Below are 22612 nucleotides of genomic sequence, written 5' to 3' on the forward strand. Positions count from 1 at the left end.
GCCTAGGGACCGCCCGCCGGCGACCCGTCCGGCCCACGGCAGGCTGGGGAGGTGGAGTTCGCCGACGTCGTCCGCAGGCGCCGCATGGTGCGCGACTACGACCCCGACCGGCCGGTGCCGCCGGAGGTGCGCGAGCGGCTGCTCGAGCACGCGATCCGGGCGCCGTCGGCGGGGTTCACGCAGGGCTGGGCGTTCCTGGTGCTCGAGTCGGCGGCCGAGCGGGAGCTGTTCTGGTCGGTGACGGCCGCAGGCGGCGCTCCCGACGGGTGGCTGACCCGGATGCGGCGCGCGCCGCTGCTGGTCGTGCCGCTGTCGTCGAAGCAGGCCTACCTCGACCGCTACGCCGAGCCGGACAAGGGCTGGACCGACCGTGACGAGGCGCGGTGGCCGGTGCCGTACTGGGACGTCGACGCCGGGATGGCGGCGCTGCTGGTGCTGCTCACCGCCGTCGACGAGGGCCTGGGCGCCTGCCTGTTCGGCGTCCCGGCCGAGCGGGTGGACGCCTTCCGGGCGGCGTTCGGCGTCCCGGCGACCCACCGGCCGGTCGGCGTCGTCTCGGTCGGCTACCCCGGCGGGGAGGACCGGCGCTCGCCGTCCCTGCGGCGCGGCCGGCGGGGCCTCGACGAGGTGGTCCACCGCGGGCGCTGGTTGACTCCCGGCCCGTGACCTCCTCGCGCGCGGTGCTGGTGACCGGTGGCTCCCGCGGCATCGGCCGGGCGATCGCCCGGGCCTTCGCCGCCCGCGGCGACCGGGTGGCCGTGCACTGGGGCGCCTCGCGCGAGCGGGCCGAGGCCGTGCTGGCCGAGCTGCCCGGGTCCGGTCACGTGCTGGTGCAGGCCGACATGGCCGACGCCGGGTCGGTGGGGGCCATGGTCGACGCCGCCGCCGACGCCCTCGGCGGGCTCGACGTGCTGGTCAACAACGCCGGGGTGTTCGTGGCCTCCCCGCCGCTGCGCTCCTCCTACGAGGAGTGGCAGCGGGTGTGGGAGCAGACGCTGGCGGTGAACCTGGTCGGGGCGGCCCACGCCACCTTCCGCGCGGTGCCGCACCTGCGGGCGGCCGGCGGCGGCGCGGTGGTCAACGTGTCCAGCCGCGGGGCGTTCCGCGGGGAGCCGGACAACCCGGCCTACGGCGCCTCGAAGGCGGGCCTGAACGCCTTCGCGCAGTCGATGGCGCTGGCGCTGGCGCCGCTGGGCATCTCGGTGACCGCCGTGGCGCCGGGCTTCGTGCAGACCGAGATGGCGCGGGAGGTGCTCGACGGCCCCGGCGGGGACGCCGTGCGCGCGCAGTCGCCGTTCGGGCGGGTGGCGCGGCCGGAGGAGGTGGCCTCGGCGGTGGTCTGGCTGGCCTCGCCGGAGGCGCGGTTCAGCACCGGCACGATCGTCGACGTCAACGGGGCGTCGTACCTGCGCAGCTGACCGGCGGGCACGTCCGCCGAAGTGCCCGGGTCCACCCGGCGGGCACGTCCGCGGAAGTGCCCGGGTCCGTCCGGGGGGACACTCCGGGCATGCCGACCGGTGCGCTCCCCCGCCGCGCCGGGCGCCGCACCAACCTCGGCCTGCTGGCGCTGCTGACCGTCACGGGGGCCACCGGGCTGCTGGCCTTCGGCGTCGGCACGCCGCTGCCGGCCCGCGTGGTCGCCGCCGCGCACGGGGCCGCGGGCCTGGGCCTGCTGCTCCTGGTGCCGTGGAAGTCCGTCGTCGTCCGCCGCTCGTGGCACCGGACCCGCGGCCGCCGCGACCCCGCCGTCGCCTGGGCGCTCGCCGCGCTGACCGGGCTGACCGTCCTGACCGGCGTGGTGCACAGCGTCGCCGGCACGACGGTGGGCGGCGTCGGGGTGCTGCAGGTGCACGTGGCCGCGGGCATCGGCACCGGGCTGCTGGTGGTGCTGCACGCCGTCGGCAGCCGGCAGCGGCCGCGGCGCGGCGACGTCTCCCGGCGGGCGCTGCTGCAGGCCGGCGGCCTGGCGGCCGGCGCGCTGGCCCTGTGGGCCGGTGTGGAGGGCGGCCTGCGGCTGACCGGGGCGCCCGGCGGTCGGCGGCGGGCCACCGGCTCGCACGAGCGCGGCAGCGGCGACCCGGCGGCGATGCCGGTCACGCAGTGGTTCACCGACACCGTGCCGGACGACGACGGCAGCGCGCTCGCGCTGGTCGCCGGTGGCCGCACGGCGCGGCTGCACGCCGGCGACCTCGACCGCGGCGACACCCTCACCGCCGTCCTCGACTGCACCGGCGGCTGGTACGCCGAGCAGGAGTGGCGCGGGGTGCGGCTGGACCGGCTGCTCGCCGGACCGGACCTGCCCGACGGTGGCAGCGTCGACGTCGTCAGCGTGACCGGCTACCGGCGGCGGCTGCCCCTGGCCGACGCCGGCTCGCTGCTGCTGGCCACGCACTGCGCCGGCCGGCCGCTCTCGGCGGGGCACGGCGCGCCCGTGCGGCTGGTCGCCCCGGGCCGGCGCGGCTACTGGTGGGTCAAGTGGGTGGCGCGGGTGGAGGTCGTCGACGCGCCGTGGTGGGCGCAGCCGCCGGTCCCCCTCCAGTAGCCGCGCGCCGTCGGCTCAGAGGGTCGCCAGCCAGTTGGTGAGCAGCTGGGCGCCGGCGTCGCCGCTCTTCTCGGGGTGGAACTGGGTGGCCGACAGCGCGCCGTTCTCCACCCCGGCGACGAAGCGGTCGCCGTGCTCGGCCCAGGTGACCTTCGGGAGGGCGAGCGGCCCGGGGCGGCCCTCCTGACCGAGGGTGAACTCGCGGACGCCGTAGGAGTGCACGAAGTAGAAGCGCTCGTCGGCGAGCCCGTCGAACAGCACGGTGTCGCGGGGCACCTCGACGGTGTTCCAGCCCATGTGCGGCAGCACCGGCGCCTTCAGCTGCTCCACGGTGCCCGGCCACTCGCCGCAGCCCTCGGCGTCGTGGCCGTGCTCGACGCCGTGCTCGAAGAGGACCTGCATGCCCACGCAGATGCCCAGCACCGGGCGCCCGCCGGCCAGCCTGCGGCCGATGGTGCGCGGCCCGTCGACGGCGCGCAGCTCCTGCATGCAGTGCGCGAAGGCGCCGACCCCGGGGACGACGAGGCCGTCGGCGTCGAGCGCGGCCCGCTGGTCGGCGGTCACCGTGACGTCGGCGCCGACGCGGGACAGCGCCCGCTCGGCCGACCGCAGGTTGCCCGAGCCGTAGTCGAGGACGACCACCTTCTTCACGCCTGCCACGGTACCGAGCAGCGCGGGGAGGGCCGGCCGTGTTCCCACGGCAGCACGGGAAGCTCGGGCCACACCGCCTGCAGGGGGCGGCCTCGGCCTCGTGGACGTCGCGGGGCGCGGGACCGGCCGGGTTCGGCCGCACCACCGGGCCGAGCAGGTCGTCGAGGCCGTACGGGGAGTACACCCGCAGCCGACCGGCGGTGACGGTCACGCCCACCGCGCAGCAGACGCCGGCGAACGCGTCGACCGCCTCGGTGCACGTCCGGGAGGGCGCCGGCGCGGCGGTGCCGAACCGGTCGGCGTACCACAGCGGAAGGACCCTGCTGCCCCCACCGCTCGCGAGCTCGCAGCGGGCCCCTGCAGGAGGGCCGGGTCCGCGGCGGATGACGGCGTCCTCGGCATCCCGGGAGGTGCCGGCGTCCCGGAAGAGGTCGGCGTCGCGGATGCCGGCACGGCGCCCGTGCAGGGGCCCGGCCCGAGCCTGCGAGGGCTGGGTGGCACGGGGGTCCTTCGTCAGTCGGCGACCCCGAGGGACGGCGCCCGATCGAGCACCGTCGGGTCGCCGAGCACCAGGTCGAGCAGCCGGTCCTCGGTCAGATCAGCCGCAGGACGCCCGCGGCCGTCGCCAGGACCGCCGCGAGCAGCAGGATGACGGCGAAGACCACCTGCGGGCCGGTGCGGCCCTTGGTGTCGTGGTCGGCCTTCCAGATGCTCCACGCCCCGCCCAGCAGGAACCCGCCGAACACGACGAGGACGACGCCCGAGGTCACCTACAGCGCGCCCTTGGTCGAGGGCACGTCGGACACCCGCGGGTCGATCGCGATCGCGGTGCGCAGCGCGCGGGCCAGCGCCTTGAACTGGCCCTCGACGATGTGGTGGGCGTCGCGGCCGGCGTAGAGCACCCGCACGTGCAGCGTGATCCGGGCGTTGAAGGCGAAGGACTCCAGGACGTGCTTCGTCAGCGACGTCGGGTAGTCCGGACCGATCACCGGCGTCATGGTCTCGGGCTCGGCGTGCACGAAGTACGGCCGGCCGGAGAGGTCGACGGCGGCCTGCACGAGCACCTCGTCCATGGGCACCGTGGCGTCGCCGTAGCGGGTGATGCCCCTCTTGTCGCCGAGCGCCTCGCCGAAGGCCTGCCCGAGCGCGATGGCGACGTCCTCGACGGTGTGGTGGGCGTCGATGTGCAGGTCGCCGTCGGCCTGCACCGTCAGGTCGATGCCGCTGTGCTTGGACAGCGCGGTGAGCATGTGGTCGTAGAAGCCGACGCCGGTGCTGACCGAGCTCTTCCCGGTGCCGTCGAGGTCGAGCTCGACGACGAGCTTGGTCTCGCTGGTCGCGCGCTCGACGCGTGCGGTGCGGGTCATGGCGCTCAGTCTCCCAGGCGGTGGTCGGCGGCGACCTCACCGAGGGCGGTGAGGAAGGCGTCGGTCTCGGCGGGCGTGCCGGCGGTGACCCGCAGCCAGCCGGGGATGCCGACGTCGCGGACGAGGACGTCGTGCTCGAGCAGCGCCTTCCAGGCGGCCGGGGCGTCGGCGAAGCGGCCGAACAGCACGAAGTTGGCGTCGCTGGGCACGCTGGTCAGGCCGAGCGCCGGCAGCGCCGCGACGATGCGGTCCCGCTGCTCCTTGACGGCGTCGACGGTGGCCAGCAGGGCATCGGTGTGCGCCAGCGCCGCGCGCGCGGCGGCCTGCGTCAGCGACGACAGGTGGTAGGGCAGCCGGACCAGCTGGACGGCGTCGACGACGGCGGGGTCGGCGGCCAGGTAGCCCAGCCGCAGGCCGGCCATGCCGAAGGCCTTGCTCATCGTGCGGCTGACCACCAGCCGCGGCCGGCCGGGCAGCAGGCGCAGCGCCGACGGCGTGCCGGTGCGGGCGAACTCGGCGTAAGCCTCGTCGACGACGACCACGCCGTCGGTGGCCTCGTACAGCTCGGCGATCGTCTCCAGTGCCACCGCCGTGCCGGTGGGGTTGTTCGGGCTGGTCACGAACACGACGTCGGGGCGGACCTCGCGCACCTGGGCGGCGGCGGCCGCGGCGTCGATCGTGAAGTCCTCGCGGCGGTGCCCGTCGACCCACGCCGTCCCGGTGCCCGCCGAGATGATCGGGTGCATCGAGTACGACGGCGTGAAACCCAGCGCCGTCCGCCCGGCACCGCCGAAGGCCTGCAGCAGCTGCTGGAGCACCTCGTTGCTGCCGTTGGCCGCCCACACCTGCGCCGGGGCCACGCGCTCGCCGCCACGGCTGAGGTAGGCGGCGAGGTCGGCGCGCAGTGCGACGGCGTCGCGGTCGGGGTAGCGGTTGAGCTGCAGCGCCGCGTGTCCGAGGGCCGCCCCGAGGTCGGCGAGCAGCTCGGCCGGCAGCGGGTGCGGGTTCTCGTTGGTGTTGAGCCGGTGGGCGACCTGCAGCTGCGGGGCGCCGTAGGGCGTGCGGCCGCGCAGCTCCGGCCGCAGCGGGAGCTGGTCGATCGAGGTCACGGCTTCTGCCGCACCCGGACGGCGGCCGCGTGGGCGGGCAGGTCCTCGGCGTGCGCGAGCGCGTCGACGTGCCCGGCCACCTCGGCGAGGGCCCGCTCGTCGTACTCGACGACGTGGACGCCGCGCAGGAACGACTGCACCGACAGGCCGCTGCTGTGCCGGGCGCAGCCGCCGGTGGGCAGCACGTGGTTGGAGCCGGCGATGTAGTCGCCCAGCGACACCGGCGACCAGGCACCGACGAACACCGCGCCGGCGTTGCGCACCCGCATCGCCACCGACCGCGCCTCGCGGGTCTGGATCTCCAGGTGCTCGGCCGCGTAGGCGTCGACCACCGCGAGGCCGGCGTCGAGGTCGTCGACCAGGACGACGCCCGACTGGCTGCCCTCGAGCGCGGTGAGGATCCGGTCGGAGTGCTTGGTGGCCGCGACCTGGCCGGGCACCAGGTCGAGGACGGCGTCGGCGAGCTCCTCGCTGGTGGTGACCAGCACCGCGCCGGCCAGCGGGTCGTGCTCGGCCTGGCTGATCAGGTCGGCGGCGACGTGCACCGGGTCGGCGGTGTCGTCGGCGAGGATCGCGACCTCGGTGGGGCCGGCCTCGGAGTCGATGCCGACCAGGCCGCGCAGCAGCCGCTTGGCCGCGGTGACGTAGACGTTGCCGGGGCCGGTGACCATGTCGACCGGCTCGCAGGAGCCCGCGCCGTACCCGAAGACGGCGATGGCCTGCGCGCCGCCGACGGCGTGCACCTCGGTGACGCCGAGCAGCGCGCACGCGGCGAGGACCCCGGGGTCGGGCAGGCCGCCGTGGTCGCGCTGCGGCGGGGAGGCGACGGCGATCGACTCGACGCCGGCGATCTGCGCCGGGACGACGTTCATCACCACGCTCGACAGCAGCGGCGCGAGGCCGCCGGGGACGTAGAGGCCGACGCGGCGCACCGGCAGCCACCGCTCGGTCACGGTGCCGCCGCGGACGACCTGGGTGGTGACGTCGGTGCGCGCCTGGTCGGCGTGCACCCGCCGCACCCGGGCGATCGACTCCTCCAGCGCCGCCCGCACGTCGGGGGCCAGGCCGTCGAGCGCCGCCCGGATGGCCTCCGGCGGCACGGTGAAGTCCTCGGCGTCGACGCCGTCGAGGCGGGCGGTGATCTCGCGGACCGCCTGGGCGCCGCGGAGGCGGACGTCCTCGCACAGCGGGCGGACGGTGGCCAGGACCGAGTCGATGTCGGTGGCCGCGCGCGGCAGCAGGCCGGCCAGGTCGCGGACCCCGGGGAGCGCGGATCCGCGGAGGTCGATGCGGGAGAGCACGGGAGGGCCTCCGGGTGTGCGGCGCGGGGAGGGACGACCCCCCAGGGTAGTGACCGCGGCGGACCGCGCCGGGAGCGCCCGGGGTCGCCGCCGCCGTAGGCTCGCGGCGTGGGTGATCTCATCCCGCTCTTCCCGCTCGGGACCCCGCTGTTCCCCGGCATCGTGCTCCCCCTGCAGGTGTTCGAGCCGCGGTACCGGGCGCTGGTGCGCGACCTGCTGGCCCTGCCCGAGGGCCGCGCGCGGCGCTTCGGGGTGGTGGCGATCCGCCAGGGCTGGGAGGTCGAGCGGGTGGCGCCGGCCGAGGCGCTGTTCGACGTGGGCTGCACCGCGCTGGTGCAGGCGGTGCGGCCCCGGCCCGACGGCACCTTCGCGGTCGTCACCGTCGGCGGCGAGCGGTTCCGGCTGCTCGACGTCGTCGTGGGGGCCCGTCCCGGTGAGGACGACCGGGAGGCCCCGCCCTACCTGCGTGCGGAGGTGGAGTGGCTCGCCGAGGAGGAGGCCGCCGAGGAGGCCGCCGGCGACCGGCAGGAGGTCGTCGACGCCCCGGACACCGGCGGGCGGGTGCCGGACGAGGGCCTGGTGGCGGAGGTGGCGCGCGGGTCGCTGGGCGTGCTCGAGCGCGGCGTGGGCGGGCTGTTCACCCGGTACGTCACCGCGGTCGCCGGCTTGCAGGCCGGGCTGGACGCCGACGAGGTCGAGCAGGCGGGGGGCATGGCCGGTGCCGGGGAGGACCCGACCGGCGCCGCGGCGCTGCTGGAGGCGGTGGCCGGCGACCCGCGGGCGCTGTCCTACCTGGTGGCCTCGGCGGCGCTGCTGACCACCGAGGACCGGCAGGCGCTGCTGGCGGAGTCGGCCACCCGTCGGCGGCTGGCCACCGAGAGCCGGATGCTGCGCCGGGAGCTCACCCTGCTCGAGACGGTGGGGGCGGTGCCGGCGCCGCTGACCCGGTTCAGCGGCCCGGTGAGCCTGAACTGAGGAAGGACCCCCCGCCCCCCACCGCTCGCAGGCCCGCGGCGGGACCCTGCAGGGGGCCGTTCCAGCACCTCACCGGCGGCCGAGGTCGTCGTGGGCGGAGAACAGCGCGGCGACGACGTAGACGGCCAGTGCCGCGAACGGGCCGACCGCCAGCGCCGGCGGGGAGGACAGGTGCAGGCCCGAGGTGACCCGGGCGCCGACGTCGGACAGCTCGGCGGCCGTGGGGCCGGGCGCGAGCAGCTCCCCCAGCTGCCAGGCCAGCAGTCCCGCGACCCCGGTGCCGAGCCCGGTGGCCGCCAGGACCGCCACGCCGCGCCGCCGGCGCATCGCCCACGCTCCCCCGCCGGCCAGCAGGCCCAGGCCGGCGAGCACCAGGACCAGCACCGAGTCGACGGCCACCAGCAGCTCCGGCGAGGGCCGACCGAGCGGGACGGCGCCGCCCTCCACCACCTCGAACCGCGCGCGCGGGGCCAGCCACACCCACAGCAGCCCGGCGGGCAGGCCGCAGAGCGCCAGCAGGCACCCCCAGGCGGTGGCCGCGCGCAGGTCGCCGCGCACCTCGGCCAGGACCTGCCCCGCGAGCGACCGGGCCGGGCGACCGACCACGGTCGCCGGCACGGTCGCCGGTACCGCCGCCGGGCCGGGGATCGGGCCGTCGGGGACCGGGGCGGGGGTGCTCACGGCTCCCAGTGAACCCCGCGCGCCGGGCTGCCCGCCGCCGGGGGCGGCGCCCGCCGGGCTCACAGCAGGGCGACGCTGGTGGGTCCGAGCAGGGCCTTGATGTCGCCCATCAGCGCGGTGCTGGGCCGCACCCGCAGCCCCTGGTCGAGGCGCAGCACGGTCTCCCGGCCGCCGTTGACGAGCTTGAGGTGGACCTCGGTGGTGCCCGGGTGGCTGCCCAGCACCTCGCGCAGCCGCTCGACCACCGGCGGGGTGCAGCGGGCCGCCGCCATGGACACCAGCACCGGCCCGCGCGGGCCCTCGGTGAGCTCCGGGACGGTCACCTCGGAGCCGAACAGCGAGGGCTGGTCGTCGCGCCGGCTGATGCGGCCCTTGACCACGACGATCTGGTCGCGGACGACCTTCTCCGAGACCTCCGCCCACGTCTTCGGGAAGAACAGCACCTCGATGCCGGACTCGAGGTCCTCCAGCGTGGCGATGGCCCAGGGTGCGCCCTGCTTGTTGGTCCGCGGGGCGACCGAGGTGAGGATGCCGGCGATGGTGACGTTCGCGCCGTCCTCCACGCCGCCGGCGTTGATCTCGGCGATCGGGGTGTCGGCGTTGGCCGCCAGCACGTGCTCGACGCCGTGCAGCGGGTGGTCGGAGACGTAGAGGCCGAGCATGTCGCGCTCGAACACCAGCCGCTCGGACTTCGACCAGTCCGCCGTCGGGACGGCGATGTCCAGCGCCCCGCCGAACGGGTCGTCGGCGCCGCCGTCGGCCCCGCCGAAGCTGCCGAACAGGTCGAACTGGCCCTCCGCCTCCTTGCGCTTGAGCGACATGGCGGCGTCGACGGCCTGCGCGTGGATCGCGGCGATGCCCTGGCGCGAGTGGCCCAGGGAGTCGAAGGCACCGGCCTTGGCCAGCGACTCGATGACCTTCTTGTTGCAGGCGACCGTGTCGATCTTGCGCATGAAGTCGGCGAAGTCCTTGAACGCGCCCTTCTCCTCGCGCGCCCGGACGATCGACTCGACGACGTTGTGGCCGACGTTGCGCACCGAGGCCAGGCCGAAGCGGATGTCGGTGCCGACGGCGGTGAAGTCCCAGGAGGACTCGTTGACGTCGGGCGGGAGCACCTTGATGCCCATCCGCCGGCACTCGGCCAGGTAGACCGGCCGGCGGTCCTTGTCGTCGCCGACGCTGGTGAGCAGGCCGGCCATGTACTCGGCCGGGTAGTTGGCCTTGAGGTACGCCGTCCAGTAGCTGACCAGGCCGTAGGCGGCGGAGTGGGCCTTGTTGAAGGCGTAGTCGGCGAACGGGACGAGGATGTCCCACAGCGTCTTGATCGCCGCGTCGGAGTAGCCGCGCTCCTTCATGCCGGCCTCGAACCCGACGAACTCCGCGTCGAGGACCGACTTCTTCTTCTTGCCCATCGCGCGGCGCAGCAGGTCGGCCTTGCCGAGGGAGTACCCGGCGACCTTCTGCGCGATCGCCATGACCTGCTCCTGGTAGACGATCAGGCCGTAGGTCGTGCCGAGGATGTCCTCCAGCGGCTCGGCCAGCTCCGGGTGGATCGGCGTGATCTCCTGCTGGCCGTTCTTGCGCAGCGCGTAGTTGGTGTGCGAGTTGGCCCCCATCGGGCCGGGGCGGTACAGCGCGCCGACGGCGGAGATGTCCTCGAAGTTGTCCGGCCGCATGAGCCGCAGCAGCGAGCGCATCGGGCCGCCGTCGAACTGGAAGACGCCGAGGGTGTCACCGCGGGCCAGCAGGTCGTAGGTGGCCTTGTCGGTGAGGTCCTTGCTGATCTCGTCGAGGTCGATCGGCTCCTTGCCGTTCGCGACGATGTTGCGCAGCGCGTCGTCGATGACCGTGAGGTTGCGCAGGCCCAGGAAGTCCATCTTCAGCAGGCCGAGCGTCTCGCAGGTCGGGTAGTCGAACTGCGTGATGATCGCGCCGTCGTTCTCCCGGCGCATGATCGGGATCGAGTCGATCAGCGGGTAGCGGCCGATGATGACGCCGGCGGCGTGCACGCCCCACTGGCGCTTCAGGCCCTCGAGCTTGCGCGCCTGGTCGACCACCTCGGCCGCGCCCGGGTCGGACTCGTAGCGGGCGCGGAACTCCGCGGCCTCCTTGTAGCGCGGGTGGGCCGGGTCGAAGACGCCCGACAGCGGGATGCCCTTGCCCATGACGTCCGGCGGCATGAGCTTGGTCAGCTCGTCGCCCACCGAGTAGGGGCGGTCGAGCACGCGGGCGGCGTCCTTGATCGCGGCCTTGGCCTTGATGGTGCCGTAGGTGACGATCTGGCTGACCCGCTCCTCGCCGTACTTCTGCGAGACGTACTGGATGACCTCGCCGCGCCGGCGGTCGTCGAAGTCGATGTCGACGTCGGGCATGGAGACGCGCTCGGGGTTGAGGAACCGCTCGAAGATCAGCCCGTGCGCCAGCGGGTCGAGGTCGGTGATGCCCATGGCGTAGGCGGCCAGCGAGCCGGCCGCCGAGCCGCGGCCGGGGCCGACGCGGATGCCGTTGTCCTTGGCCCAGTTGATGAAGTCGGCGACCACGAGGAAGTACCCCGGGAAGCCCATCTGCGTGATGATCCCGACCTCGTAGTCGGCCTGCTTGCGCACGTGGTCGGGGATGCCGTTCGGCCAGCGCTTGTGCAGGCCGCGCTCGACCTCCTTGACGAACCAGGAGGTCTCGTCCTCCCCCGGCGGCAGCGGGAAGCGCGGCATGAGGTCGGCGCCCTCGGTGAAGCCGACCTCGCACTGCTCGGCGATCAGCAGCGTGTTGTCGCAGGCCTCGCGCAGGTCACCGGTGAACAGCGCGCGCATCTCCGCGGCGCTCTTGAGGTAGTAGCCGTCGCCGTTGAACTTGAAGCGGTTGGGCTCGTTGAGCCGGGACCCGGTCTGGATGCACAGCAGGGCGTCGTGGGCCTCGGCGTCCTCCTTGTGCGTGTAGTGGAGGTCGTTGGTGGCCAGCAGCGGGATGCCGAGGTCCCGGGCGATGTCCAGCAGTGCCGGGCGGGTCTTCTGCTCGATGGACAGGCCGTGGTCCATCAGCTCGGCGTAGAAGTTCTCCTTGCCGAAGATGTCCTGGAAGTCGGCGGCGGCCTGGCGGGCGCGGTCGTGCTTGCCCGCGCGCAGCCACATGTTGACCTCGCCCGACGGGCAGCCGGTGGTGGCGATGAGGCCCTTGCCGTACCGCTCGAGCAGGTCGCGGTCGAAGCGCGGCTTGCGGTACTGCCCCTCGAGGCTGGCCAGCGAGGAGATGCGGAAGAGGTTGTGCATCCCCTCGGTGGTGCGGGCCAGCAGCGTCATGTGGGTGTACGCCGCCTTGCCGCGGTTGGACCCGCCGTCGCCCTCCTCGTCGATCAGCTTGTCGCCGAAGTCGAACGGCGCGCGGTCGAAGCGCGAGCCGGGCGTGTAGTAGCCCTCCATGCCGATGATCGGCTTCACGCCGGCCGCGTTGGCCTGCTTGTAGAAGTCGTACGCGCCGAAGACGTTGCCGTGGTCGGTCATCGCCAGCGCCGGCATGCCCTGCTCGGCGGCGGCCTTCGTGACCTCGGGCAGCTTGGCCGCCCCGTCGAGCATCGAGTACTCGGTGTGGACGTGCAGGTGCACGAACGAGTCGGTGCTCTGGGCGGCTGTGCTGCTCACGGTGCTGCGGCGCTCCTCACGGGTCGTGCTGGCCCGGCCGTCGGGTGCTCCGGCGGGCGACCGGCGGGGAAGACCGGGTGGTGCGGTGCGGGCTCGGGACTGCTCCGGCCGGGCACCGACGCGGGCCCGGGCCGGTGCCTGCGATCCTCGCACCGGGGACGTTCTACGCCGAGGGTCTGACAGGACGTGTCTCGGCCCGGCGGGAGGCGCCGGTCACGTTCCCGGCGCGTCGTGCCGCAGCGGCCGACGCATCGTCACGTGCACGATCCCCGCCTCCACGTACTCCTCGCCGACGGCGGTGTAGCCGGCCCGCTCGTAGAAGCCGCGGGCGCCCAGCTGCGCGTGCAGCTCCACCTCGGCCAGGCCGCGAGCGAGCGCCTGGCGGTGCAGCTCGGCGAGCACCGCGGCGCCGTACCCGCCGCCGCGGGCGGAGGCCTCGACCGCCATCCGCCCGATCGCGGCGCGCCCGTCGCGCTCCAGCAGCCGACCGGTGGCCACCACCCGGCCGGCGGGGTCGCGGGCGACGGCGTGGACGGCGACGGCGTCGGCGTCGTCCTGCTCGACCTCCGGCGGCACGCCCTGCTCCTCGACGAACACCCGGGTGCGCAGCGCGACCACCTCGGGCCAGTCGGCCGCCGTCGCCACCGACGCCGTCGGTCCGCTCACGCGGGCGCTCCCCCGGCCGGCCGGCGCCCCGGCAGCGGGCCCGGCACCGGGTCGGGCAGCGCGGAGGCCGGCACCAGCAGGAAGCGCAGGTCGACCGCGGCGTGCAGCAGCACCGGCAGCAGCAGCGAGCCGGTCTGCAGGTACAGCGCGGCGAACACCGCCCCCAGGGCGCCGGTGAGCACCACCCCCGGCAGCCCCTGGTAGGCGTGCGCCAGGCCGAAGGCGACACCGGCGACGGCGACCAGCGCCAGCTGTGGCAGCCCCCCGGCGACCGCGGCGACGACGGCGAGGAAGAACCCGCGGTAGAGCCACTCCTCGCAGACGCCGGCGGTCACCCCGACCACCGAGAACAGCCGCCGCTCCGCCGGGGACCGCGGCAGCAGCGCCAGCGTCGCGTGCACCGGCGGCTCGGCGTGCCGCCCCTGGGCGGGCGCGGCGGACGGCCGCGGCGGCACGGCACGGGCCAGCGCACCCGAGCGCAGGGCGCGCACCGAGGCCAGTGCCATCACCAGCACGAGCACCGTTCCCGCCCCGGTCACCGGACCGGGCAGCCCGGTGGGCCAGGCCAGCCCGACGGCCGCGGCGTCGACGCCGGGCGCGGCCAGCCAGACGACCAGGGCGAGCACTGCCAGGCCCCACTCGAGGACCATCAGCCGCAGGTAGAACGAGCGCCGCGCCGCGGGGTCGGTGCGCAGCCGGCCCTCGAAGCGGCGGTGCAGCACCTGCCCGACCAGCGGCTCGCCGACCACCAGGTACACCGCGACGACGACGGCCGAGAGCGCGGCGGGGCCGAACGCGGCGAGGGAGTCGGGCAGGTCGGTCACGGTGCGGGCGCCCCCGGCGTCAGGACTCGGCGCGCAGGATCGCCAGGGCGCCGGCGAGGTCGTCGGGGTAGCCGCTGGTGAACTCCACCCAGTGGCCGTCGGCGGGGTGGGCGAAGCCGAGCCGGACCGCGTGCAGCCACTGCCGCGACACCCCCAGCCGCGCGGCCAGGGCCGGGTCGGCGCCGTAGGTCGTGTCGCCCACGCAGGGGTGGCGCAGCGCGGAGAAGTGCACCCGGATCTGGTGGGTGCGGCCGGTCTCGAGGTGCACGTCGACCAGGCTGGCGGCGGGGAACGCCTCGATGACCTCGTAGTGGGTGACCGAGGGCCGCCCGCCGCTGACGACGGCGAACCTCCAGTCGTGCCGGGGGTGGCGGTCGATCGGCGCGTCGATGGTGCCGCGCGAGGGGTCGGGGTGGCCCTGCACCAGCGCGTGGTAGCCCTTGTCGACGGTGCGCTCCTTGAACGCCGCCTTGAGCACGGTGTAGGCCCGCTCGCTCTTGGCCACCACCATCAGCCCCGTCGTCGCCGCGTCGAGCCGGTGCACGACGCCCTGCCGCTCCGGCGCTCCGGAGGTGGAGACGCGGTAGCCGGCCGCGGCCAGCCCGCCGACGACGGTCGGGCCCTCCCAGCCGGGGCTGGGGTGCGCGGCGACGCCGACCGGCTTGTCGACGACCACGACGTCGTCGTCGTCGTGGACGACGGTGAGGCCGGGGACCGGCTCGGGCGCGGGCGGCTCCCCGGGCGGCGGGGGCAGCTCGACCTCCAGCCAGCTGCCGCCGGTGAGCCGGTCGCCCTTGCCGCGGACGCGGCCGTCGACCCACACCCGCTCGGCGTCGGCGAGGTCGGCGGCGGCGGCGCGGGAGAGACCGAACAGCCGGGCCAGGCCCTGGTCGACGCGCTGACCCTCCAGCCCGTCGGGCACCGGCAGCGCGCGGTGCAGGCCGGGGGAGCTCACTGGTCCATGGTGACAGGTGGCGGAGGTCAGCCGCGGGAGACGGCGTCGGTCCCGGAGTCGTCCCGGCCGCGCGTGCCGTCGAACTCCACGCCGCGCAGCGCCAGGTAGGCGCCGAGCACGCCGCCGCAGACGATCGCCGAGTCGGCGACGTTGAAGATCGGGTAGACCTCCCCGTCCGGCGCGAACACCGACACGAAGTCGACGACGCCGCCGCGCAGGAAGCCGGGGTCCCGGAAGACCCGGTCGACCAGGTTGCCGACCGCGCCGCCGAGGACCAGGCCCAGCGCCACCGCCCAGCCGGTGGAGAACAGCCGCCGCGCCGTCCGCACGATCACCACCGCCACCGCGACGGCGATGAGGGTGAACACCACGGTGAAGCCCTCGGCGAAGGAGAACGCGGCGCCGGTGTTGCGGGCGTGGGTCAGGTAGACCAGCCCGCCGAGCAGGCGCAGGTTCTCGCCCTGCTCGACGGTGGCGACGACGAGCAGCTTGCTCGCCAGGTCGACGAGGAACACCGTCGCCGCGAGGACGAGCAGCAGCCGCGTGCGCGGCCGGCGGGCCGGCGTCGCGGGGACGGCGTCCTCGGGGTGGTCGTTCAGCGGGTGCTCCTGGGGTGGGGGGCCGACCTCGCGAGGGTAGCCGCGGTGGCTGGGCGCACCGGGCCCGCCGCGCGGCCGTCGTCCGGCCCCGGACCGGCGCCCGCGGGTGGCCGCCCGGACGCCGGAGTAGCGGATCTCACACCCCGCCGAGTGCGTGTTCACCCGCTGTTCGGCCGATCGTCGGAGGTGGCGCACGTCCACCGGCAGGAAGGCAGTCGTGTCCACCGACCTCGGTTCAGCCACCGACCCCGACGTGGTCCTCGTCGGCGGCGGCATCATGAGCGCGACCCTGGCGTCGCTGCTCGGTGTCGTCGCACCGGACCGGACGATCACCGTCTTCGAGTCCGCGCCCGAGGTCGCCGGGGAGAGCTCGGACGCGTGGAACAACGCCGGCACCGGTCACGCGGCGCTCTGCGAGCTCAACTACACCCCGGCCGGGCCCGACGGCCGGGTCGACACGGCCAAGGCCCGCACCATCAACGAGCAGTTCCAGGTCTCGCGCCAGTTCTGGTCGCACCTGGTGCGGACCGGGCTGACCGGCTCGCCCAAGGAGTTCATCTCCCCGGTCCCGCACGTCAGCTTCGTCACCGGCGAGGAGGGCCGCGCCTACATGCGCGCCCGCCACGCGGCGCTGTCGGCCGAGCCGCTGTTCGCCGGGCTCGAGTACACCGACTCGCCGTCGGAGCTGGCCGGCTGGGTGCCGCTGGTGATGGACGGCCGCGACCGCACGCAGGTCGTCGCCGCCACCCGCTCGGTCGCCGGCACCGACGTCGACTTCGGCTCGCTCACCCGGCTGCTGTTCACCCAGGCCGAGGACCGCGGCGTGCAGGTGCACACCGGCCAGCGGGTCACCGGCCTCGACCGGCTCGGCGACGGCCGGTGGAAGGTGACCGTGACCGACCGGCGCACCGGTGAGGAGCGCTCGGTGCGCACCCGGTTCGTGTTCGTCGGCGCCGGCGGTGGCGCGCTGCCGCTGCTGCAGGAGGCCGGCATCCCCGAGATCCGCGGCTTCGGCGGCTTCCCGGTCAGCGGCATGTTCCTGCGCACCCGCTCGCCGGAGCTGGTGACCAAGCACCAGGCCAAGGTCTACGGCCAGGCCGCCGTCGGCGCGCCGCCCATGTCGGTCCCGCACCTGGACCTGCGCCTGGTCGACGGCGAGTACTCGCTGCTCTTCGGGCCCTACGCCGGCTGGTCGCCGAAGTTCCTCAAGTCCGGCTCGGTGTTCGACCTGCCGCTGTCGGTCAAGCCGAACAACCTCGGCTCGATGCTCGGCGTGGCCCGCACCGAGCTGGCGCTGACGAAGTACCTGGTCAGCGAGCTGCTGCAGTCGCGCAGCGCCCGGCACCGCACGCTGACGGAGTTCGTCCCGCTGGCCGAGCAGGCCGACTGGGACATGATCACCGCCGGTCAGCGGGTGCAGGTCATCAAGCGCGACCCGGCGAGCGGCAGGGGCGTGCTGCAGTTCGGCACCGAGCTGATCGTCGGCGCCGACGGCTCGATCGCCGGGCTGCTGGGGGCCTCCCCCGGCGCGTCGACGGCGGTCTCGGCCATGCTCACGCTCGTCGAGCGGGCCTTCCCCGAGCAGGTCGCGGCCAACCGGGCGGCGCTGGAGGCGGCGATCCCGTCCTACGGGCGCGACCTGTCCTCCGACCCCGCCCTGCTGGCCCGCGTCCGCGCGGAGACGATGCAGACCCTGGAGCTCAACGGCTGACCCGGGGGCCGTGCACTTCCGCGGAAGTGCACACCTTCCCCGGGCACTCTCCCGGAAGTGCACGACCCTCCCCGGGCACGTCCGCGGAAGTGCACCGGAGGGGGGTGGGTCAGTCGGCTCCGGTGGCCGAGCCCTGCTCGCCGCGCCAGGTCGCCAGCCGGCCGGCCCGGCTCACCGCCCGCAGCCGCCGCTCCGCCTCCGGTCGCGAGCGGCGCGCGGAGACCAGCAGCGCCTGGTCACCGCGCATCAGCCGGGTGTGGCCGTCGGGCACGAACGAGCGGCCGTCGCGGACGATGAGCACCACCGCGGCGTCGTCGGGGAGCCGCAGCTCGGGCAGGTAGACCCCGTGCAGCCGCGAGCCCTCGGGCACCCGCAACTGCATCAGCTCGGCGTCGAGCTCCTCCAGCGGCGCCGACTCGACCTCGACCTCCCGCGGGGTGACCGGCGCGGCGATGCCCAGCCGGCGGGCCAGCCACGGCAGCGACGTCCCCTGCACCAGGGTGAAGACGACGACGAGCACGAAGACGGTGTCGAAGACGAGGGTCGCGCGGGGCACCTGCGCGGTCAGCGGGACGGTGGCCAGCACGATCGGCACCGCGCCGCGCAGGCCCGCCCAGGACACGAACACCTGCTGCGGCCACGGCACGCGGAACCACGCCAGGCTCGCGACCACCGACAACGGCCGTGCCACCAGCAGCAGCGCCGCGCCGACCAGCAGCGCGAAACCGAGGACGCCGGGCAGCCGGCCGGGCGAGACGAGTAGGCCGAGCAGCACGAACAGCCCGATCTGGGCGAGGGTGGCCATCCCCTCGGCGAAGCCGATGCTGGCCGACCGGTGCGGCAGCGCCGCGTTGCCGAGCACCAGCCCGCACAGGTACACGGCGACGAAGCCGGAGGTGTGCAGCAGGTCGGCCGAGGCGAAGGCCAGCACGCACAGCGCCAGCGTCGCCAGCGGGTAGAACCCCGACAGCGGCAGCGCCGAGCGGCGCAGCAGCCAGGCGCCGCCCGCGCCCAGCACCAGCCCGACCACCGCACCCCCCGCCAGCTCGGCGACCACCTCGGCGGCGGTCACCCACCAGGGGTGCTCCTCGCCGCCGGTGAGCGCGTCCGACAGCGCCGCCACCAGCAGGATCACCGGGGCGTCGTTGAGCCCGCTCTCCACCTCCAGCGCCGCCACCATCCGGCGCGGCAGCGGCAGCCGGCGGAGGTTGGCGAAGACGGCGGCGGCGTCGGTGGAGCTGACGACGGCGCCGAGCAGCAGCGCGAACTGCCAGTCCAGCCCGAGCAGCCACACCGCGACCGCCGCCGTCGTCGCGACGCTGACCACCACGCCGACGGTCGACAGCGACAGCCCCGGGCCGATCGCCCGCCGGACGTCGGCCCAGCGGGTGGTCAGCCCGCCCTCGGCGAGGATGACCACGAGCGCGGCGACGCCGAGGGTCTGGGTGAGCGCGACGTCCTCGAACTCGATGCCCAGGCCGCTCTCCCCCAGCGCGACCCCGAACGCGAGGTAGAGCAGCAGGCTGGGCAGGCCCAGCCGGTCGGCGATCCGCAGCGCGACGGCGGCGACCAGGACGACCAGCGCCCCGACGGCCAGCGCGACGGTGACCGTGTCGTTCACCGCCGGCTCCCGATCACGGGCGCAGTCTCCCGTACCCGCCCGCCGCGGCCGCCGCCCCGGCGGCCGAACGCGCTCGACGGCTCGGGGACAATGGGGACGTGAGCTCTCCCTTCCGTGCGCTGCCGCCCCAGGTCGACCTGCCCGCGCTGGAGCAGGACGTGCTGCGCCGCTGGGAGGACGCCGACGTCTTCGCCCGGTCGCTGGAGGCCACGGCCGGCCGGCCGCAGTGGGTCTTCTACGAGGGCCCGCCGACGGCCAACGGCCGCCCCGGCACCCACCACATCGAGGCACGGGCGTTCAAGGACGTCTTCCCCCGCTTCAAGACCATGCAGGGCTGGCACGTGCCCCGCCGCGCCGGCTGGGACTGCCACGGCCTGCCCGTCGAGATCGCCGTCGAGCAGGAGCTCGGCTTCGCCGGCAAGCCCGACATCGAGCGCTACGGCATCGCGGAGTTCAACGCCCGCTGCCGCGAGTCGGTGGAGCGGCACGTCGCCGACTTCACCGAGCTCACCCGCCGGATGGGCTACTGGGTGGACATGTCCACGGCCTACTGGACGATGGACCCGAGCTACATCGAGAGCGTCTGGTGGTCGCTCAAGCAGGTCTTCGACAAGGGCCTGCTCGTGGAGGACCACCGGGTCTCCCCCTACTGCCCGCGCTGCGGCACCGGGCTGTCCGACCACGAGGTCGCCCAGGGCTACGAGTCCATCACCGACCCCTCGGTGTACGTCCGGCTGCCGGTCACCGACGGCGAGTGGGCCGGCCGGGCCGACCTGCTGGTCTGGACGACGACGCCGTGGACGCTGCCGAGCAACACCGCCGTCGCGGTCAACCCCGACGTTCCCTACCTGGTCGTGCGCAAGGACGACGCCGTCCTCGTCGTCGCCGAGCCGCTGGTGGCCGCGGCGGTGGGCGAGGACACCGAGGTGCTCGCCCGCACGACCGGCCGCGACTGGGAGGGGGTGCACTACCGGCGCCCGTTCGAGCTGGTCGACTTCCCCGACGGCGAGGACACCCACTTCGTCGTCCTGGCCGACTACGTCACCACCGACGACGGCACCGGGCTGGTGCACCAGTCCCCCGCCTTCGGCGCCGACGACCTCGCCGTCGCCCGCGCCTACGGCCTGCCGGTGGTCAACCCGATCGACGCCGCGGGCCACTTCCTGCCCGACGTCGGGCTGGTGGGCGGCCGGTTCTTCAAGGCCGCCGACGACGCCCTCGTCGCCGACCTGCAGCAGCGCGGCGTGCTGTGGCGCGAGCAGAGCTACGAGCACAGCTATCCGCACTGCTGGCGCTGCCACACGCCGCTGATGTACTACGCGCAGCCGTCCTGGTACATCCGCACCAGCGCCATCAAGGACCAGCTGCTCGCCGAGAACGAGAAGACCCACTGGCACCCCGAGACGATCCAGTGGGGCCGCTACGGCGACTGGCTGAACAACAACGTCGACTGGGCGCTCTCGCGCGACCGGTTCTGGGGCACCCCGCTGCCCATCTGGCGCAACGACGCCGACCCCACCCGGCTGGTCGCCGTCGGCTCGCTGGCCGAGCTGTCCGAGCTCACCGGGCGCGACCTGGCCGGCCTCGACCCGCACCGGCCCTTCATCGACGAGGTGACCTTCACCCGCCCCGGCGAGGAGGGCACCTACCGGCGGGTCCGGCAGGTCATCGACGCCTGGTACGACTCCGGCTCGATGCCCTTCGCGCAGTGGGGCGCCCCGCACCGCAACCGGGAGCGGTTCGAGGCGGCCTACCCGGCGCAGTTCATCGCCGAGGCCATCGACCAGACCCGCGGCTGGTTCTACACGCTCATGGCCGTCGGGACGCTGGTGTTCGGCCGCAGCTCCTACGAGAACGTGCTGTGCCTGGGCCACATCCTCGCCGAGGACGGCCGCAAGATGAGCAAGCACCTGGGCAACATCCTCGAGCCGATCCCGCTGATGGACCGGCACGGCGCCGACGCCGTCCGCTGGTTCATGCTGGCCGGCGGCTCGCCGTGGGCAGCCCGCCGGGTCGGCCACGAGACGCTGTCGGAGGTGGTCCGCAAGGTCCTGCTGACCTACTGGAACACCGCCAGCTTCCTCACCCTCTACGCCGAGACCAACGGCTGGGACCCCGCCGTCTCCCCCGCCCCGCCGCGCGCGCAGCGGCCGCTGCTCGACCGTTGGGCGCTGGCGCAGCTGGCCGCGGTCACCGAGGGTGTCACCGACGCGCTGGAGGGCTTCGACACCCAGGGCGCCGGCCGGCTGCTGGCGCAGTTCGTCGACGACCTGTCGAACTGGTACGTGCGCCGCTCGCGGCGCCGGTTCTGGGACGGCGACCCCTCGGCGCTGGGCACGCTGCACGAGGTGGTCGACGGGCTGACCCGGCTGATGGCGCCGTTCACCCCCTTCGTCACCGAGGAGGTGTGGTCCCGGGTGGTCCGTCCAGGGCTCGGGGACGGCGCGCCGGACTCGGTGCACCTGGCGTCCTGGCCCGCCGTCGACGAGGACGCCCGCGACCCGCAGCTGGTCGCGCAGGTCGACCTGGTGCGCCGGCTGGTGGAGCTGGGCCGGGCGGCGCGCACCTCGGCGAAGGTGCGCACCCGCCAGCCGCTGGCCCGCGCGCTGGTCGCCGCCCCCGGCTGGGCGTCGCTGGACCGCGACCTGGTCGCCGAGGTCGCCGACGAGCTCAACGTCGCCGAGCTGGCCGAGCTGTCGTCGGTCGGCGGCGACCTGGTCGACGTGAGCGTGAAGGTCGACTTCCGCGCCGTCGGCCGCCGGCTGGGCCGGCAGGTGCAGGCGGTGGCCCGGGCCGTCGCCGCCGCCGACCCGGCCGCGCTGGTGGCCGCCTACCGGGCCGGCACGGCGGCGGTCGACGTCGACGGGCAGCCGGTGCCGCTCGAGGACGGCGACCTGGTCGTCACCGAGACCCCGCGCGAGGGCTGGACGGTGGCCAGCGGCGGCGGGATCAGCGTGGCCCTCGACCTGACCATGACGCCGGAGCTGGAGCGGGCCGGGATGGTCCGCGAGGTCGTGCGGCTGGTGCAGGAGGCGCGCAAGAACGCCGGCCTGTCGGTGAGCGACCGCATCGAGCTGTGGTGGACCGCGGAGGGTCCGATCGGCGAGGCGCTCGCCGAGCACGGCGACCAGGTGGCCGGCGAGGTCCTCGCCACCCGGGTGCACGCCGGCGCGGCCGGTGAGGGTGCCGGGGTGGAGGGTCCGTCGGGGTCGCGGTTCTGGCTCGCCCGCGCCACCGGCTGAGCGCGCCGGCCGGGCCGCCCGGCGGACCTCAGCCCCGGCGGGCGGCCCGGCGGGCGCGCTCGCGGTGGGCGAGGTGGGCGTCGGGGCCGCACCGGGCGCAGGCGGTGAACCCGTCGGCGCGTGCCTCGCGCACCGGCAGCGGGACCGTCTCCCGGCCGGCCAGCCAGGCGCAGTCGGCGAGGTGGTAGCGGGGGTGCTCGTCGACGACGAGCACCTCGTCGTCGAGGTCGACCACCAGCAGCAGGTCGGTGACCTCCTCGTCCTCCTCCGGCGGGTCGGCCTCCGGTCCGGCGCCTCCCCGGCCGCGCTTGCCGGCCGGTGCCGCGACCGGCTGCGGCCCGGTCGTCGCGGGGGCGGCGGAGGGCCGGGGTCGCGCGCGGCTGCCCGCTCCCGGCCGGGCGGCGGCGGGCTCCTCCCCGTCGGCCGCGGCGGCCGGCTCGGGCCGCTGTGCCGGCGGTCGGGCCGGTTCCGCCGCCGGGCGTTCGTCCGCCCGTGGGGCGGGGACACCGGCCTCGGCCGGCGCGCGCAGCCGGGCGGCGACGAGCAGCGCGGTGGCCAGGGCGCAGGCGCCGACGCAGGCCCAGTACCAGGCGGTGACGGCGGTCATGACGCCGAGGACGAACAGGCCGACGCCCACGAGCACCAGCAGGGCGGCGGCGAGGACCACGGCGCGCACTGTAGCCGCGCTCCCGGCCCGGTGGGACGTGCCCGACCGGGAACGGCGGAGGGCCCC

General features: G+C 75.3%; 19 protein-coding genes and 1 pseudogene. 6 read left to right on the plus strand and 14 right to left on the minus strand.

Annotated features, from left to right (window positions below):
* The first annotated feature begins 51 nt into the window (after window positions 1-51).
* The 3 genes from CHC04_RS16050 to CHC04_RS16060 all read left to right on the plus strand — a co-directional run bounded on the left by CHC04_RS16050 (window position 52) and on the right by CHC04_RS16060 (window position 2542).
* Window positions 52-666, plus strand: a complete 615-nt coding sequence (locus CHC04_RS16050; RefSeq protein WP_089404936.1) for a nitroreductase family protein — start codon at window positions 52-54, stop codon at window positions 664-666.
* The gene (locus CHC04_RS16055; protein ID WP_089404937.1) at window positions 663-1418 is read left to right on the plus strand and encodes an SDR family NAD(P)-dependent oxidoreductase; all 756 of its coding nucleotides are present in this window, start codon (window positions 663-665) and stop codon (window positions 1416-1418) included. Before CHC04_RS16050 ends, CHC04_RS16055 begins: the two co-directional genes overlap by 4 nt.
* Window positions 1419-1507: 89 nt before the next feature.
* The gene (locus CHC04_RS16060; protein WP_089404938.1) at window positions 1508-2542 is read left to right on the plus strand and encodes a molybdopterin-dependent oxidoreductase; all 1035 of its coding nucleotides are present in this window, start codon (window positions 1508-1510) and stop codon (window positions 2540-2542) included.
* Between the two features lie 15 nt (window positions 2543-2557).
* Here CHC04_RS16060 and hisH read toward each other — a convergent pair whose 3' ends face one another.
* The 6 genes and pseudogenes from hisH to hisD all read right to left on the minus strand — a co-directional run bounded on the left by hisH (window position 2558) and on the right by hisD (window position 6970).
* Window positions 2558-3193: an imidazole glycerol phosphate synthase subunit HisH gene (gene hisH / locus CHC04_RS16065; RefSeq protein ID WP_089404939.1), complete on the minus strand. Its 636-nt coding sequence runs from the start codon at window positions 3191-3193 to the stop codon at window positions 2558-2560.
* 130 nt (window positions 3194-3323) lie between these two features.
* Window positions 3324-3710: pseudogene (locus CHC04_RS25590) on the minus strand (nucleotidyltransferase family protein); the annotation flags it as partial.
* Between the two features lie 76 nt (window positions 3711-3786).
* Window positions 3787-3963, minus strand: coding sequence for a hypothetical protein (locus tag CHC04_RS24265; protein ID WP_176450038.1), 177 nt, complete (start codon window positions 3961-3963; stop codon window positions 3787-3789).
* Window positions 3964-4560: an imidazoleglycerol-phosphate dehydratase HisB gene (gene hisB / locus CHC04_RS16070; RefSeq protein WP_089404940.1), complete on the minus strand. Its 597-nt coding sequence runs from the start codon at window positions 4558-4560 to the stop codon at window positions 3964-3966.
* A 5-nt stretch (window positions 4561-4565) separates the two neighbouring features.
* The gene (locus CHC04_RS16075; RefSeq protein ID WP_089404941.1) at window positions 4566-5669 is read right to left on the minus strand and encodes a histidinol-phosphate transaminase; all 1104 of its coding nucleotides are present in this window, start codon (window positions 5667-5669) and stop codon (window positions 4566-4568) included.
* Entirely contained in the window at window positions 5666-6970 is a 1305-nt protein-coding gene (hisD, locus tag CHC04_RS16080) for a histidinol dehydrogenase (RefSeq protein WP_089404942.1), read from the minus strand. The genes CHC04_RS16075 and hisD overlap by 4 nt, the downstream gene beginning before the upstream one ends.
* Window positions 6971-7078: 108 nt before the next feature.
* On the opposite strand from hisD, the gene CHC04_RS16085 reads away from it, so the two are divergent.
* Window positions 7079-7945, plus strand: coding sequence for an LON peptidase substrate-binding domain-containing protein (locus tag CHC04_RS16085; RefSeq protein ID WP_089404943.1), 867 nt, complete (start codon window positions 7079-7081; stop codon window positions 7943-7945).
* Window positions 7946-8014: 69 nt separating this feature from the next.
* Here CHC04_RS16085 and CHC04_RS16090 read toward each other — a convergent pair whose 3' ends face one another.
* From CHC04_RS16090 to lspA, 6 genes are all read right to left on the minus strand, one after another.
* Window positions 8015-8626, minus strand: coding sequence for a hypothetical protein (locus CHC04_RS16090; protein WP_089404944.1), 612 nt, complete (start codon window positions 8624-8626; stop codon window positions 8015-8017).
* 59 nt (window positions 8627-8685) lie between these two features.
* Window positions 8686-12261: a DNA polymerase III subunit alpha gene (dnaE, locus tag CHC04_RS16095; RefSeq protein ID WP_245817307.1), complete on the minus strand. Its 3576-nt coding sequence runs from the start codon at window positions 12259-12261 to the stop codon at window positions 8686-8688.
* 213 nt (window positions 12262-12474) lie between these two features.
* Window positions 12475-12927: a GNAT family N-acetyltransferase gene (locus CHC04_RS16100; RefSeq protein ID WP_089404945.1), complete on the minus strand. Its 453-nt coding sequence runs from the start codon at window positions 12925-12927 to the stop codon at window positions 12475-12477.
* Window positions 12924-13751 carry a CPBP family intramembrane glutamic endopeptidase gene (locus tag CHC04_RS16105; protein WP_089404946.1) on the minus strand — a complete coding sequence of 276 codons (828 nt, stop codon included), beginning with the start codon at window positions 13749-13751 and terminating at the stop codon, window positions 12924-12926. Before CHC04_RS16105 ends, CHC04_RS16100 begins: the two co-directional genes overlap by 4 nt.
* Before the next feature lie 19 nt (window positions 13752-13770).
* Window positions 13771-14706, minus strand: a complete 936-nt coding sequence (locus CHC04_RS16110; protein WP_245817309.1) for an RluA family pseudouridine synthase — start codon at window positions 14704-14706, stop codon at window positions 13771-13773.
* Window positions 14707-14732: 26 nt separating this feature from the next.
* The gene (lspA, locus tag CHC04_RS16115; protein WP_245817311.1) at window positions 14733-15467 is read right to left on the minus strand and encodes a signal peptidase II; all 735 of its coding nucleotides are present in this window, start codon (window positions 15465-15467) and stop codon (window positions 14733-14735) included.
* A gap of 55 nt (window positions 15468-15522) precedes the next feature.
* Between lspA and mqo the strand changes: the two genes are divergently transcribed.
* Window positions 15523-17016, plus strand: coding sequence for a malate dehydrogenase (quinone) (gene mqo, locus CHC04_RS16120; RefSeq protein ID WP_089404947.1), 1494 nt, complete (start codon window positions 15523-15525; stop codon window positions 17014-17016).
* Between the two features lie 109 nt (window positions 17017-17125).
* On the opposite strand, the gene CHC04_RS16125 is transcribed toward mqo, so the two are convergent.
* Window positions 17126-18637, minus strand: coding sequence for a potassium/proton antiporter (locus CHC04_RS16125; protein WP_089404948.1), 1512 nt, complete (start codon window positions 18635-18637; stop codon window positions 17126-17128).
* A 98-nt stretch (window positions 18638-18735) separates the two neighbouring features.
* Between CHC04_RS16125 and ileS the strand changes: the two genes are divergently transcribed.
* Window positions 18736-21879 carry an isoleucine--tRNA ligase gene (ileS, locus tag CHC04_RS16130; RefSeq protein ID WP_089404949.1) on the plus strand — a complete coding sequence of 1048 codons (3144 nt, stop codon included), beginning with the start codon at window positions 18736-18738 and terminating at the stop codon, window positions 21877-21879.
* Between the two features lie 28 nt (window positions 21880-21907).
* On the opposite strand, the gene CHC04_RS16135 is transcribed toward ileS, so the two are convergent.
* On the minus strand, window positions 21908-22546 hold the full coding sequence (locus CHC04_RS16135) for a hypothetical protein (protein WP_217897401.1): 639 nt from the start codon (window positions 22544-22546) through the stop codon (window positions 21908-21910).
* Between the last annotated feature and the right edge of the window lie 66 nt (window positions 22547-22612).

Origin of the sequence: Geodermatophilus saharensis (genome assembly GCF_900188205.1) — a bacterium.
In the GTDB taxonomy this organism is placed as follows: Bacteria; Actinomycetota; Actinomycetes; order Mycobacteriales; family Geodermatophilaceae; genus Geodermatophilus; species Geodermatophilus saharensis.